The organism is uncultured Jatrophihabitans sp., assembly GCF_964244045.1.
Classification (GTDB): Bacteria; Actinomycetota; Actinomycetes; order Mycobacteriales; family Jatrophihabitantaceae; genus Jatrophihabitans.
The window spans coordinates 91129-104899 of the sequence record NZ_CAXTHK010000011.1 but is presented as its reverse complement, the minus strand read 5'-3'; the positions used below and the strand labels follow the sequence as shown (position 1 = coordinate 104899).

General features: G+C 61.0%; 13 protein-coding genes and 1 pseudogene. 8 read left to right on the top strand and 6 right to left on the bottom strand.

Going from position 1 to position 13771, the window contains the following annotated elements; genetic code table 11:
- Positions 1–356: 356 nt before the first annotated feature.
- Positions 357–602, bottom strand: coding sequence for a hypothetical protein (locus tag ACFFC4_RS10800; protein WP_375500628.1), 246 nt, complete (start codon positions 600–602; stop codon positions 357–359).
- Between the two features lie 183 nt (positions 603–785).
- Here ACFFC4_RS10800 and ltrA point away from each other — a divergent pair, with 183 nt between their 5' ends.
- Positions 786–2111 carry a group II intron reverse transcriptase/maturase gene (gene ltrA, locus ACFFC4_RS10795; RefSeq protein ID WP_375500626.1) on the top strand — a complete coding sequence of 442 codons (1326 nt, stop codon included), beginning with the start codon at positions 786–788 and terminating at the stop codon, positions 2109–2111.
- Positions 2112–2152: 41 nt separating this feature from the next.
- Positions 2153–2692, top strand: a pseudogene (locus ACFFC4_RS10790) (transposase); the annotation flags it as partial.
- An 18-nt stretch (positions 2693–2710) separates the two neighbouring features.
- Here ACFFC4_RS10790 and ACFFC4_RS10785 read toward each other — a convergent pair.
- The 3 genes from ACFFC4_RS10785 to ACFFC4_RS10775 all read right to left on the bottom strand — a co-directional run bounded on the left by ACFFC4_RS10785 (position 2711) and on the right by ACFFC4_RS10775 (position 5528).
- The gene (locus tag ACFFC4_RS10785) at positions 2711–3577 is read right to left on the bottom strand and encodes a hypothetical protein (RefSeq protein ID WP_375500624.1); all 867 of its coding nucleotides are present in this window, start codon (positions 3575–3577) and stop codon (positions 2711–2713) included.
- A 98-nt stretch (positions 3578–3675) separates the two neighbouring features.
- A complete protein-coding gene (locus ACFFC4_RS10780) occupies positions 3676–4704 on the bottom strand; it encodes a glycosyltransferase family 4 protein (protein ID WP_375500622.1) in 1029 nt (342 codons plus the stop codon).
- Positions 4705–4880: 176 nt separating this feature from the next.
- The gene (locus ACFFC4_RS10775) at positions 4881–5528 is read right to left on the bottom strand and encodes a methyltransferase domain-containing protein (RefSeq protein ID WP_375500620.1); all 648 of its coding nucleotides are present in this window, start codon (positions 5526–5528) and stop codon (positions 4881–4883) included.
- A 213-nt stretch (positions 5529–5741) separates the two neighbouring features.
- On the opposite strand from ACFFC4_RS10775, the gene ACFFC4_RS10770 reads away from it, so the two are divergent.
- On the top strand, positions 5742–6143 hold the full coding sequence (locus ACFFC4_RS10770; RefSeq protein ID WP_375500618.1) for a serine O-acetyltransferase: 402 nt from the start codon (positions 5742–5744) through the stop codon (positions 6141–6143).
- A gap of 34 nt (positions 6144–6177) precedes the next feature.
- Here ACFFC4_RS10770 and ACFFC4_RS10765 read toward each other — a convergent pair whose 3' ends face one another.
- Both ACFFC4_RS10765 and ACFFC4_RS10760 read right to left on the bottom strand, forming a co-directional pair.
- Complete coding sequence (locus ACFFC4_RS10765) at positions 6178–7554, bottom strand: polysaccharide biosynthesis C-terminal domain-containing protein (RefSeq protein ID WP_375500616.1); 1377 nt, start codon at positions 7552–7554, stop codon at positions 6178–6180.
- An 80-nt stretch (positions 7555–7634) separates the two neighbouring features.
- Positions 7635–8174: an SGNH/GDSL hydrolase family protein gene (locus tag ACFFC4_RS10760; RefSeq protein WP_375500614.1), complete on the bottom strand. Its 540-nt coding sequence runs from the start codon at positions 8172–8174 to the stop codon at positions 7635–7637.
- A 91-nt stretch (positions 8175–8265) separates the two neighbouring features.
- On the opposite strand from ACFFC4_RS10760, the gene ACFFC4_RS10755 reads away from it, so the two are divergent.
- From ACFFC4_RS10755 to ACFFC4_RS10735, 5 genes are all read left to right on the top strand, one after another.
- Complete coding sequence (locus ACFFC4_RS10755) at positions 8266–9042, top strand: methyltransferase domain-containing protein (RefSeq protein WP_375500612.1); 777 nt, start codon at positions 8266–8268, stop codon at positions 9040–9042.
- Positions 9043–9348: 306 nt separating this feature from the next.
- Entirely contained in the window at positions 9349–10773 is a 1425-nt protein-coding gene (locus ACFFC4_RS10750; protein ID WP_375500610.1) for an O-antigen polymerase, read from the top strand.
- 231 nt (positions 10774–11004) lie between these two features.
- Complete coding sequence (gene gmd / locus ACFFC4_RS10745; protein ID WP_375500608.1) at positions 11005–11988, top strand: GDP-mannose 4,6-dehydratase; 984 nt, start codon at positions 11005–11007, stop codon at positions 11986–11988.
- The gene (locus ACFFC4_RS10740; RefSeq protein WP_375500606.1) at positions 11981–12523 is read left to right on the top strand and encodes a putative colanic acid biosynthesis acetyltransferase; all 543 of its coding nucleotides are present in this window, start codon (positions 11981–11983) and stop codon (positions 12521–12523) included. The genes gmd and ACFFC4_RS10740 overlap by 8 nt, the downstream gene beginning before the upstream one ends.
- Positions 12524–12538: 15 nt before the next feature.
- The gene (locus tag ACFFC4_RS10735; RefSeq protein WP_375500604.1) at positions 12539–13747 is read left to right on the top strand and encodes a glycosyltransferase; all 1209 of its coding nucleotides are present in this window, start codon (positions 12539–12541) and stop codon (positions 13745–13747) included.
- Positions 13748–13771: the final 24 nt, after the last annotated feature.

The window sequence follows — 13771 nt, the reverse complement described above, 5'->3', positions numbered from 1 at the left end:
CGCCGACACCGTGCCGGACGCGGTCGCCGTGATGGACCCCTTCCACGTCGCCGCTGTGCGCCATGAGGCGCTGTGTGTTCGAGCGGGGGTGAGAGACCGCCGCCGCCGTGGTGTCGCAGCATCACGGTGAAGCTGGGGGCAGCCTGATCCAGGAGACGCTGGGGAGGGTGGCGAGCAGCCCCGACAACGACAGGTCGTGCTGGTACTGCCAGACGGTGCGGGCCTGGCTAGCGAGATGGGAATGCGTAACGCAAGTGAACCAGTGGTTGAACCCCCGTAAGCGTGGAACCGGCTCCAATCTGGTGGATATGGGCCGGGCAGCAGTGCACGCCGAGCCGCAATGCGGTGAGGCGACTTCAGCGACGGATAGCAACGTCGGCGTTGAAGGTCACGAGGAATGTCTGCGGCGTACTCGTGGCGAGGCTGTCGGGGAAGAGCTGGGCGCTGCCCTCATCGATCGGCACGCAGTGAAAATGGGAACCGTCCCGGTCTCGACTGTCCGGGCCTGCAACCAGCAGGTCGGCAGTCAGGCTCGTCGTCAGCTGACGGGACCGGGACGGGGCGGAGTCGCCGTAGTACTCCGAGCGCGGGAAGCCGCGCACATGGGGAAGGGCGACAGCACGTTCGCAGTCTGAGGACTGGAATGCCAGAAGGTCGCCGGTGATACCGACGCGTCGTGGCCGAGCCTTGCTGAGGCAAGGTCACGGGTACTGGGGATCCAGACGAAGCTGCACCGTTGGGCCAGTGATGATCCTGATCGCCGGTTTGATGACCTGTTCAACCTCGTGGCGGATCCGGGCACGCTGATGATGGCGTGGAACCGGATCCGGGCGAACAAGGGAGCCCGTTCGGCAGGAGTGGACGGACAGACCGCCCGCTCGATCGAAGCCGGACGAGGCGTGGACGCGTTCCTCACCGATCTACGTGAGGACCTGAAGCAGCGGAGCTTCGCTCCGCTGCCGGTGCGCGAGAAGATGATCCCGAAAGCGGCGGGCAAGTGGCGCCGCCTCGGCATCCCCGACACCCGCGACCGCGTCGTTCAAGCTGCCTTGCTGCTCGTCCTGGAACCCATCCTGGAGGCCGGCTTCCAGCCGTGCTCCTACGGGTTTCGACCGAACCGACGCGCGCACGACGCGATCGCCGAGGTGCACATGTTCGCCCGCAACGGATACACGTGGGTGTTCGAAGGTGACATCGAGGCGTGCTTCGACAACATCGACCACACCGCGCTGATGGAGCGGTTACGTCGACGAGTCGCAGACAAGCGGGTGCTCGCGCTGGTGAAGGCGTTCCTGAAGGCCGGGATCCTCGGTGAGGACGAGGTCTCGCGGGAAACGCGGACGGGCACGCCCCAGGGCGGGATCTTGTCCCCGCTGCTGGCCAACCTGGCACTGTCAGACCTTGACGATCACTTCGCCGAGGCATGGCAGCAGACCAGCGCCACTCGGGTCGACCGGGCCCGCCGACACCGTCACGGATTAGCGACCTATCGCCTGGTGCGATACGCCGACGACTTCGTGATCATGGTGAACGGGACACGTGCACACGCGCAGGCGCTGCACGCGACGGTGGCGGCGATCCTGTCCGGGGTCGGGCTTCGCCTGGCCCCGGACAAGACGGGGATCGCACACATCGACGATGGTTTCGACCTGCTCGGCTTCCGCATCCAGCGTCAAGCCAAGCAGGGCGACGGGAAACGATACGTCTACACCTACCCCTCGAAGAAGGCGCTCGCGTCGATCGCGAGGAAGGTCAAGGCGATCTCCCGGCAGGGCACGAACCAGCCGTTGAGCGAGATCCTGCGACAGCTGGAACTTGCTCTTCGGGGTTGGACCACCTACTTCCGGCACGCGGTCTCCAACGCCACGTTCGGCTACCTGCGCCACTACACGTGGCGTCGGGTGTTGGCGTGGCTGCGGGACAAACACCGCCGCGCGTCCTGTAAGTCGTTGCGCCGCCGCTACACCGTTCGCGGGTGGTGGCCGGAACACGACGGGATACGAATGTTCGACCCGGCAGCGGTGACGATCGTCCGTTACAGCTACCGCGGAGACCGGATTCCGACACCGTGGACCCCAGCACCGCGGTCAGCACCAGCCTGCCTGGCGTGAGCGTGTGGAGAGCCGGATGCGGTGAAAGTCGCACGTCCGGTTCGGGGGGCGCGATGGATCGCTGCCGGCAACACATCCAACAACAGACCTGCGGTCACCGCGGCCGCACCGGCGACCCGCTCTACGGCGCACGCCGGGTGCTGCGCACCGGCGCCGACCTGCTCACCGACAAGCAGAAGAAGCGACTGGCCGCGGTGCTCAACAACGACGCGCACGTGCAGGTCGAAGCGACCTGGCTCTACTACCAGCGCATCGTCGCCACCTACCGCGACCCCGACCGCGCCGCCGCGAAGACGGCACTGAGCGTGATCATCGGTGAGCTACGCGCCGGCGTCCCGACCGTGCTCACAGAGCTGATCACCCTGGGCCGAACGCTGAACCGGCGCGCCGCCGACGTGCTCGCCTACTTCGACCGACCCCACACCAGCAACGGACCCACCGAAGCCATCAACGGTCGCCTGGAACACCTACGCGGCACCGCCCTCGGCTTCCGCAACCTCACCCACTACATCGCAAGATCACTACTCGAGGCAGGCGGCTTCCGACCTCGACTACACCCTCGTTCCGGATCAGCCGTATAAGTGCGACAGACCAGACAACTACGCCAGCCGGCGGACTACGAACATATCGCCGGCGCGCGCCCTGACGTACCACCAGCGATAGCCTGCAGGAACGAGACGCGCAATGACCGCCCAGAGCTGATCCGCTGATGGACGGATGTCCTCAATGACGATCCACCCGCCCACTGTCACGAGTCGAAGGCCTAAAAGCAGGACGCGAAGATTCGCGTTCGGAGAATGTAGGCCATCATCAATAATCAGATCGAGTTTCTCGGGCAGGCGAGTCAACAGATGCGCCATGGACGCATCGTCGGTTTGGTCGGCATGAAACGTTGAGATATGCGGCTCGTCAAACAAAATCCGCTTGTCAATGTCCGCGCCAAGGACCTGAGCGTCAGGTAGAACCGCATGCCAAGCTCGCAGGGATGCCCCCGGCCTTCCATTTCGACCCATAGTGGAAGGGACATCCTCGTTGTTCGTCCCAAGTCCGAACTCGAGGATTGCGGCGGCCGACGGCAGCGTACCTAGAATTGCTGCATACACCAGGTGGTAGTTGTGCACCGTCGATTTGTCACTGCCGAACTTTTCGAGAGCCTCGCTTAGCGCGTGGGTCAGCGTTTCCGCTTGCCGAATCGGGTTATCGTGGTTGTCGCCGTCCCAGATGCTGGTCTGAAAAGCCTCAGGATTCAAAGGTGTAAAACTAGCAGTTGTTTCCGACAGTTCATACATTAGCGCGACAGATTGGCGCACTGATTGGATAGCAAGCCGAGAAAGAACCTCTGCCGGGGCCGCTGAGTTCGGGCTGTACGACAGAAGTTCTTCGATTATTCGAGTGTGTCGGCGCACGCGGTAGGAATTCACCCTTGAAAGCAGAGCAGATTTGCGCATGACTCGCCTCAGGGTCATGTTTAACTCCTTCAAGTATTAGGACGATAGTGCTGAGCCCAAGACGGCCGCGCACGACGGCGAACACATGTCTGCCCGCGCGGCAAATTGAGGGCGCGCTAGCGGTGGACAGTTCCACTTTCTGTGACGCGCTTCATCACTCGCTCTGCGTACTCAGCCCAGTCGACCACCTGCCGCGTTTCCAGCAGGTCAGCACGATTTTGCAACTTTACATCCAGGGACAGTTTCGTAACGCTACCCAATGCGCTAGCAAGCGAGCCAGCGTCAGCGCTCCGCACGAGCATGAGGGCGCGTCGGTTCAAATATTCTGAAGCACCGTTCTCGCGAGTCGTAATGACCGGCAGGCCGGTCGCCGCCGCCTCGAAAGTAACTAGCGCGCACGCGTCCTCGACACTTGGTAGAACGAGGACGTCGGCTTCGTTGTACAAGTGGGCCAAGTGCTCTTGCGACACCGAGCCACAGATCCGAACATTTGCCGGAACATCTAAGAGGACAGATGGCGAAACAATGGGCCCAGCCATCGTTAGCAGAAAATTGTCCGCGAGGGCACGCATCGCTGAAATGAGCGTATCTACACCCTTGCGAAAAGATATCTGCCCAACGAACAATAGCCGTATCGGCTCTGCCCCATCGGGGGTAGCATCACTCCCGAGCGAAACGTCAAATCGAGCAAGGTCGACGCCGTATCCAACCGTCGCAATCTTTTCGGACGGAACACCGAACCGCACGAGTCCAGCCGTGTTCGATTGTGAGGGCGAAAGCACCATATCTGCGGTCTCAAGCTCTTCACTCACTCGAGCGGCTGCACCGTCAGGAATGAGTTCGCCTCGAACGGTCTCCGTCTCATGTTGCTCCAACAACGCCGCGTTATGCGCCAAAGGGTGCGCATTGACAGCGTGAAACACGTTGAACCCACCCAACTTGCGGTTTTGGCGAAACGCGTCAAGGCAAGCGCCAGGCATTCCGAATAGCGTCTGGTCCCGATCAGTCAACCTGGCGGCCACCAGCCTGTCGAACCTCGCATATTGTCGGTACATCAGTGCCACCTGCGCGGCCGGCGGGAATCGCCCGGCTTTGGCTGCAAGCCTCGCCAGCTCATTTATATGCGCAAGTGGAGTACTCGCCACGCCCCAAGGGAATGTATCAGCCAGGGACCTTCGCGTTCTCCTTCGAGAAAGGGGTCGTCCAGCTGGGCTCAGACCGCCACGGCTGAAATGCATGTGTAATTGCCGCTCGGCGGCGGCATACATCGAGATCGCTCTGATTGCCGACTCGGGGTAGGGCGCGCTGACCACTATCACGACTACGCCTTCTCTCCTTCGACGAAGAAGCTCTCGGCGCGAGTCTCTATATCACGCAAATTTGGCGTACGCCCCTCCTGAAATACACACCGAGTTACCGACGCGAATCCTATCTCCTCAAGCATCGATCTAACTAAGGGATACATCGGCTGCCAGCGGTGGATATGACCGCCCACTGCCCGCTTCACGGCATCCAGTCCGCGTGGTTTGGCAGAAGGAAACGCGAGAAGCTTTTCATTGTAGACGCGCACGGCTAAAGCAGCGTCAGCTGACGAAGCGTTACCAGCCAACGCATCGACCAATTCCCGAGCGTGAGATTCACAGTCTGGGAGGGCAAGGCGGATAACGCCTCCCGGCCGCAAGACTCGATACGACTCGACCAAGACTGCCCGCGCGTCATCGAAATACAAGTGTTCCAACGCGTGTGAGCTGTAAATGGCGTCAACCGTCGCATCCGCGTAGGGCAACCGCCGAATATCAGCCCTGATTACGGCAGGATCCCAACGCTTGGCCTGACTATCGTCGATCACATGGAGCGAACGCAGCAGCCGCTTTGAACCGGGAATTCGGTCGAGAAAGATGCTTGGCGAGCGGTCGATGCTTGTCCATCCATCGATGGCGCTGTGCCCTGAGCCAAGGTTCAGTCTCATGGGCCTATAGTACGGTCAGCGGTATCTCGTTGGTGGACGCTGGCCCGCTGGGGTGGGGTTTGCCCGTTCGACGCTGGAACTGAGGACGACTTCACGCGGCGGTCAACGTTCCTCCGGTGTCGATCAGGCGTATAGAGAATACGAGAGCCAGATTGTTGAGAAGCCGGATTCTCGAGCCTTGTGGAGGTGAACATGAATCCTGGCGAGTCAGCGATGGACACACCGCTCACCAACCCGAAGCCCGCGGCGTTCCTGTTGTGGTTGGCGCGACGCCGGAACCATCGGGGCCTGAAGCTAGTTTGCTTGCTGCTCGGCGGCGATATCGGAGCTCAGGACTACGAGGGATTGATCTTGCCCCACCCTTACGGAATTACTATTCACGCTGCTTCACCAGTTGGCCCGCGCTGCGTTATTTACCAGAACGTCACCATCGGCACTAAGCACGGATACGCGCAACCACCGGTCGTCGGCGCGGACGTTGTCATCGGCGCTAACGCCGTGATCATTGGACCAATCGTCATTGGGGACGGGGCGATAATTGGGGCCGGAGCTGTAGTGATCGCCGATGTGCCTGCACATTCGGTCGTTGTCGGCAATCCGGCCCGGGTCGTCTGAGCGAGATTCGAACGTGTAATCGACCCTGACGACTTTACTCCGCTTGGGCTTGATGTCGTGCAGGTGTGCGGTTTAATGTTCCACGGATCGACCGACGCGTATGGTAGATCAATACTGCGCAACCGAATGGTTCCCGGATCACTGCCGCCCAGGCGCCGCCAACTGCGCCGAAGTGAGGGGTCAGCGCAGCATTAGCGACAAGCGATGCGCTGAGCGTAGTCAAGTAGAACCAAATCGTCTTTCCGGGGAATCCAAGTGAAATCAGTAAGCCCAGCAGGCTAAACTCGACCGCATTTAAGGGTAGGCTCCATACGATTATTCGAGTAGGCAGGTCCGACGACTGATAGGCGCGACCCGCAAACACAAGGATTATATACGGAGCTATCGCGGTAGCCGCTGCCGCCAGCGCAAGGCTTGCGAGCACGGCTCGGATAGAGAGCCGCTTTACTTCTGCGAGCAGGTCCCGGGTGCTGGCCTCTCCTCGCCCGATTGCTGCCGCCCCTACGACGGCCATGGCGCCCGTGAGGGCGGACGGAATTACCATTAGGGCAGTTTGGATGTTGCTGGCCGGCGCATACAGGCCCGCTTGGCGCGCGTTTGAAAACAACAAGACAATCGTCGAGTCCGCGCGATTATAGGCAAGATATGCAACGACAGATATCCAATACGGAACAGCGCGAGCAGCAAGTCGGCGGTACGAGCGAATCGCGGAATCTCGCGGGACCGCTGCGTATACGTGTTGCGCGTACCCCCCGCCTCTTGCACGAGACTTTAGTATCCATACTGACTGAGTAACTGCGATCGTAATTTCACCGAGCGCCCAGGCCGCGGCGACCCCGGCAATCGACCGCTCATCGGCGGCCACGATGAGCAAGATGGCGGCTAGGTAGACGAGTCGTCCTGTCGTTTGTGTCAAGGCACTCGTCCTGAAATTTTGGAAACCTTGAAGCGCGGCGTTAGTGGTGATTGAAAAGTACATTGCCGTAAAGGCCAAGGAAAACCATGCGCAAACGCCGTTTGAGTACGTCGTGAAGGTCGTGAAGCCCACGAAACAGATGCCGAAGGATGCGACTGATTCCATAGCCCGGACAACGAACTGCACACGTAGGGATCCGCGCCGTAGCCGCGCCGCGGCAATGTTACGTTCGAGATACAGAGAAATTCCTCGGTCCGCTACGGCGACGAGTAGAATGAGAAGGCCTTGCGTCGCGAATAATCGGCCAAGGTCTTGGACTGATAAGAGTCGCGCGGCGACACCACCGATGACAAACAATGATGATTTGGACGCTATTTGAAAAATGAGCGACCAGATCGCACCAGTACGAAGCTGCGTCCGGAGATAGCTCTTTTCGGCCTGCTGTCCGGACGGCGAGTCGGCTGGCAGCACGGCTACACGTTTGATTACGGCCATACCCACCACGCAAACTGAGAAGGCCTGCCGGGCGCACTATCGCCAACAACACCACGACGGTGACCCATCGCAAGGCCCCCTCAGGTTCTCGTAATCGTTGTTTCGATGGAGTCAGCGAGCATTTCGGCTATGGCGTCGTGTCCATCATCTGTCGGATGGCCGTCTTCATGGAACAGAGACGGTTCCAAATGCCATTCCCGCGTGTCGATGAACTCGACACCGCGAACTGACGCCACGGACTGGGCAACAGCTGTCACCCGATGCAGCAAGTTTCGCTCGTCCTGACCACACCAGATGGCCCCCGTAATAATCACTCGCGCCGAGAAGTGCAGCCGATCAAGGTAGTCGTTCATGGCCTGCTCAATTGCTTGATCGGGTGACCTGCGGTCGTTCGCACTTGACTGAATCAGCAGGAACTCGGCCGTCTTCGGCACCAGCCACCTCCGCCTGCGGTGCGGACCCCATCTGCCAGTGTTTACGAAGCCGCAACCGCCGGCGGCCACCACGCGAATCCGACAGTCCAGACGTCGGCCAAGCAAAATTGGGTAGCCCACGCCGTCGCTTGATCCGGTCCCGCGCGCGAACGAGTCGCCAATGACCACACCACCGTCGGTCTTCACGGTACTGCCTACCTTACGTAGGGCGCGTCGTTGCGCGCAGCGTGACATGCCCCTACAACGGATGCACGGGTCATCGCGTTACTATAGCGGAATGAATGAGCCTGGGGCTGGTACGTTCGCTCAGTTGCTGAAATCGAAGGTTGCCAACGGATCGATTAGCAGTGACGACTCGGTCCTAGTTCAGTTTGCTGGTTCGTATGATGAGACGGTTTGCGCGGCTGCTGGACTGGTGAATTGCCACTTCGCGAATATCGCCCCCGGATCGGTGAGTACGGGTGATACGGTAGCGAGAAGATTCGATGCTCATCGAATGCCGCACCGTGACGAATCTTTTGATCACGTGATCGCACATTCTGGACTTCATCATTGTTCGAGGCCGCAGGAGGCTTTGTACGAGATGTACCGGCTCGCGCGCAAGTCGGTCGTGTTTGTCGAAAATCAGGACTCCCCGTTGATGCGGGCGGGAGAGCGAAGTGGTTTGATATTTCGATACGAGCTGCCTGCCGTCGTTGGTGCTGACTACGTGTCGGGCGGCGTCGACGGCAGTGCGATACCGAACTTCGTGTATCGATGGACGCGGCGCGAGCTGCATAAGACGGTGGCCTCGTTTGATCCCGCCTTCTCGATTCCTATAGATGTGTATACGGAGTGGAACCTTGGGTTAAATCGCGCATCGAGCGCGAAGGTGCGTAAGGTCCTGAAGCTTCGGTCCGACGACCACGCCGAAACTCTCCTCATTGCCACTCAAAAGCTTTTGAATATCTTGGCGCGCAAGCAGGGCAACATCTTCGCGGCGACTATCCGAAAAGATCTACGGGTGCTGCACACGTGGATGCAGTCTCCTGTCAGCATGAGGCGGCCGTACTGAATCGATGTGACGGTCGGCACGGACGGCCGGTATGGCGGTTCCGGATCCACTGTGCAAGATCATCGAATTGGACGGGTTCTTTAGACGTCGCGGCCAGGGAACTGAGTATCATATCGCGGCAATAGTGGACGTTCGACAGCTGTCCGGCGGTGTCCGTGCGCTCATTCGTGTGACCTTATTTTTTCGCACACGGATAACCGAGATCGGCATGTGATCGGTCGCAAACGGTGCGCGCGCACGCACAAACGTGCCTGGTCGCGAAGCGTCGGTGCGAGGTGGGGTTGATGGTCGCCTACGATGTCCTGCATGACGGTCCGCGCGGAGCTCGCAGAATCTTGTAACCCGCGAGTGGTCCGCGCTAAATCGAGCGTCGCAGTCGTCCCGCTGACGGTTGTCGCCGGCCTCGGCGTCCCGATGCTTATAGCGCGAGGGGTGCCATCCACCAAATCTGAGTGGTTGATTTTCGCCACGGCAGCCTACAGCGGAATTCGACTCAGCACCGTAGTGCTGGCTCGCACGCCGCAGCCCACCAAGACGTTCACATGGATCTTTTTCTACTTTGTGCTGGGCCTCGCTCCGCTGAATCAATATGAGCGCGGCGTCTGGCCGTTGTACCCTCCGCCGGCCTCGCCGGTATATGTCACTCAAGCAGCCGTCATGGTTGCGTGCTTCGTGGTTTTCGTGGACGTCGGTATGGCACTTCTGCGTGCGATTGCGATCCGCCGCCCATTGCAGGACCGCGAACCGCGCTACGTGCTGGCTCCCGGGCGCCTTCGATTCGTCCTTCCATTGGCGATCCTGGGCGCGATCTACGCCTTCGGCCACATTGGCGGTGGCTCGGCCCTTTTTACCAGTCGACTAAGCCGCGCTCAAAGCCTTGCGGCAAATACTTCAACCTCAATTGCCTTTCTATCTGCGCTGCTGACGGTACCTGTTTTCATTTGCGCCTACGTCCTTCTTGTTGCGCGACGCACTGGCGCGGTGCATGGAAGGCGGTTCCTTGCGGTAGGCCTTGTCCTGCTATCTGTCATTTTGACGAATCCCTACTCGTCGTCACGCTTCACTCTGTTGACCGTGTACGTTAGCCTCCTTTTCGCCGCGCGCTGGCCGCTAACCCGGCGACTGCTAACCAAGCTCGTAGCACTTACGGTAGTTGGTCTGTTCATTTTGTTCCCACTATTAAACGTCTTCCGAACAAATCAAAGGACTCAAAGCACTACTGGTGCGATAACGAAGCAACTGAGCGGCGGCGACTTCGATTCGTTCCAGCAGATAGTCAATAACGTCGACTACGTCGACGCTAAAGGCTTTCAGATGGGCCGGGAGGAGCTTAGTGCTGTGCTGTTTTTCGTGCCGCATTCTGTGTGGCCTGGGCGAGCCAAAGATACTGGCACCCGCGTCGCCGAATACAAGGGTTACGCGTTTACGAACTTGTCAGACCCGCTGCCCGCGGAAGCCTACGTCGACGGCGGGCCTGTCTGGGTAGTGGTTATTGCCGTGGCCTACGGCGCATTAGTAGAGCGCATGGAGGGCTATGGGCGTAGGTTCGCGATGTCTCCAGGGTGGTGGCAGTTGTTCGCGCCCGTCTTTTCCATCTATCAATTGAGCGTGCTTCGAGGGTCACTACTGCAGTCGACCGGAATTCTCGTAGCAATTGGATTGATGCTACGGGTTTGCGTAAAGCCGAGAATTCGACAGTCCGGGAATCACGACACAGGTGTGGCCGGCTGAACAGTCGCCCGCTATTTCGGAGTTGCCATGATGTAGCACCGCGGCGTCCAGGCCGACGCAGGGTGCGTCGGCGCCCTGGCCTTGGACCTACTGGACTGCGATAAGGGTGGCGCAGTCAGAACCGCGGAAGGGTTGATGCGACACGCCGCGGGGCCAGTCGCTCGGAGGCGGAACCACGGAGCAGTGTGTTCGTAAGAAGGGTGGTTATCTGTGCGAGTTCGAAAGATCGCTATGATCACGGGAATCACAGGACAGGACGGGTCGTACCTTGCAGAGCTCCTGCTGGAGAAAGGTTACGAGGTCCATGGCCTGATTCGCCGGTCGTCGACGTTCAACACCTCCCGTATCGATCACATTTACGAGGACCGACACGAGGAACACCGGCGGTTGACGCTGCACTACGGCGACCTCACCGATGGCTCGCGACTCGTCACCCTCTTGGCGGCGACCCGTCCCGATGAGGTCTACAACCTCGCTGCGCAGTCGCACGTTCGTGTCAGCTTCGACGAACCGGAATTCACGGGGACCACGACCGGTCTAGGCGCCACGCGCTTACTAGAGGCGATCCGCCTCGTTGGGCTGGACTGCCGTTTCTACCAAGCGTCCAGCTCAGAGATGTTCGGCGCCACTCGGCCGCCGCAAAACGAGGACACTCCATTCTATCCACGCTCCCCTTATGGCGCGGCCAAGCTGTACGCGCACTGGATGACCCGCAACTACCGCGAGGCGTATGGGATGTTTGCCGTCAACGGCATCTTGTTCAACCACGAGTCCCCGCGCCGTGGCGAGACCTTCGTGACCCGCAAGATCACCCGTGCCATCGGCCGCATCAGGGCCGGCCTGGACAAGGACCTGTACCTCGGCAACCTAGACTCAGTCCGCGACTGGGGCTATGCCAAGGAGTACGTAGAGGCGATGTGGCTCATGCTGCAACGGGATGAGGCCACCGACTATGTCGTCGCCACCAACACCGCGTACACCGTGCGCCAGTTTCTCGAGTTCAGTTTTGAGCACGCAGGACTTGACTGGCATGACTTCGTAAAGTTCGACGAGCGGTACCTGCGCCCCACCGAAGTCGACGCCTTGATCGGCGACGCATCGAAGGCCGAGACAGCGCTCGGCTGGAAAGCACGGGTGCATGCGCCCGAACTGGCTCGCATAATGGTCGAGGCTGACCTCGAGCTTGCCGAGCGCGAGGTGCGCGCGCGTGGCTGACGGCCCGTCGCGGGTGACTCATCACCTTGCCGATTTCACCGGGGCGGGTTACGACAAGGGCCGGTCGAAGCTTTGGCAGGCGTCCTGGTTTGCGACCGAGCGACTGCTCTTCAGGGCCTGGTGGTTCCCGATGGCGTGGAAGCCTGCGATCCTGCGGGCGTTTGGCGCGCGGATTGGCACCGGCGTGCACATCCGCCACACCGTACGCGTTCTCTGGCCCTGGAAGCTTGAGATAGACGATCATGCCTGGGTAGGCGAAGGCGCTTGGCTGCTGAACCTTGAAAATATTCGCATTGGTGCCAACGCCTGCGTGTCGCAGGAGGCCTTTCTCTGCACCGGCAGCCATGATCACCTGTCGAGCACATTCGAGTTCGACAACGGCCCGATTACCATCGAGGACAGCGCCTGGGTCGCCGCTCAAGCGATGGTCCTGCGAGGTGTGACGGTTGGACAGGGCGCGCTGGTAGGCGCCCGCGCGGTGGTTACCAGATCCGTCCCTGCGGGCACGAGGGTTCCTACAGGAAGCACCTACTAACGGCCCGGAGGTTTCATGCGCATCCTCATCGTAGGGATCAATTACGCGCCTGAACTCACCGGCATCGCGCCGTACACCACTGGGCTTGCCGAGCACCTGGCCCGCGATCACGAGGTCACCGTGCTCACCGGGTTGCCGCACTATCCCGACTGGCAGGTGGCGCCGCACCACCGGGCCTGGCGCACCGAAGAGCGCACCGGCAACGTCCGGGTGATCCGGCTTGGGCACTACGTGCCCAAGAATCCCGACGTGCTCCGTCGTGGCCTCTACGAGGTGACCTGGTCGGCCCGCGCTGCGGCGGCGGGCAGATCCATCCCGACCGATCTCGTCGTCGCGGTAGTCCCCGCGCTGCTCGGTGCGCACGCCGCCCGTTCCCTTTCGGCGCACCACGGGGTACCCCTGGGCATCATCGTGCAGGACATCATGGGCAAGGCTGCCGAGCAGAGCGGTGCGCGTGGCGGACGGCTTGTTTCCACCATGACGACGCGCATTGAGCGGTCCGCGATGCGACAGGTCGCCGGCGTGTCCACGATCCATCCGCGGCTCGCCATCGAGCTGGGCACGCTGACTGACACGGTCCCCGACGTCATCTACAACTGGACCCACGTCGCCCCCCGGCCCAGGCTCGGGACGTCGTTTCGCGAGGAGCTCGGCTGGCGCGACGACGAGGTGATCGCGCTGCACAGCGGGAACATGGGCGGGAAGCAGAATCTCGAAGTTGTTGTCGACGCAGCCCGGCTGGCTGAGCTCGAAGGCAGCCCGGTCCGCTTCGTACTTGCCGGCGGCGGTCACCAGCGCACGGTCGTGGAACGGTACGCGCGTGGCTGCTCCAACGTATCGTTCGTACCGAGCATCGAGGACGACGACTACGTCGACTTCTTGGCGTCCGCCGACGTCCTGCTCGTCAACGAGCGTCCGGGCATGTCCGAGATGAGCCTGCCGAGCAAACTCACATCCTACCTGGTTGCCGGCCGCCCGATCGTCGCCGCCACCAACGAGCACAGCCCGACCGCCGACTTCATCCGCGCGTCCGGCGGGGGGATCGTGACCCCGGCCGGCAATCACGCCCAGCTGCTGGACGCCATCAGCAAGGTCACCGCCGACAACGAGTGGAGCGGCAGACTCGCAGCCGACGGTCGCGCCTTCGCCGAGGAGCACCTGTCGAAGGCTGCGGCGATGAGTGCCTACGACCTGTGGATAGCCGGCCTCGCCGCGCAGCACTGACCTGTCACAGCCGCAGCCGACCGC

Bases quoted from the DNA above. Each gene is read 5' to 3' on its own strand.
- ACFFC4_RS10750 (WP_375500610.1), top strand. From the start codon at position 9,349: ATGACGGTCCGCGCGGAGCTCGCAGAATCTTGTAACCCGCGAGTGGTC.
- ACFFC4_RS10765 (WP_375500616.1), bottom strand. From the start codon at position 7,554: ATGGCCGTAATCAAACGTGTAGCCGTGCTGCCAGCCGACTCGCCGTCC.
- ACFFC4_RS10785 (WP_375500624.1), bottom strand. From the start codon at position 3,577: ATGACCCTGAGGCGAGTCATGCGCAAATCTGCTCTGCTTTCAAGGGTG.
- ACFFC4_RS10735 (WP_375500604.1), top strand. From the start codon at position 12,539: ATGCGCATCCTCATCGTAGGGATCAATTACGCGCCTGAACTCACCGGC.
- ACFFC4_RS10755 (WP_375500612.1), top strand. From the start codon at position 8,266: ATGAATGAGCCTGGGGCTGGTACGTTCGCTCAGTTGCTGAAATCGAAG.
- gmd (WP_375500608.1), top strand. From the start codon at position 11,005: ATGATCACGGGAATCACAGGACAGGACGGGTCGTACCTTGCAGAGCTC.
- ACFFC4_RS10770 (WP_375500618.1), top strand. From the start codon at position 5,742: ATGGACACACCGCTCACCAACCCGAAGCCCGCGGCGTTCCTGTTGTGG.
- ACFFC4_RS10775 (WP_375500620.1), bottom strand. From the start codon at position 5,528: ATGAGACTGAACCTTGGCTCAGGGCACAGCGCCATCGATGGATGGACA.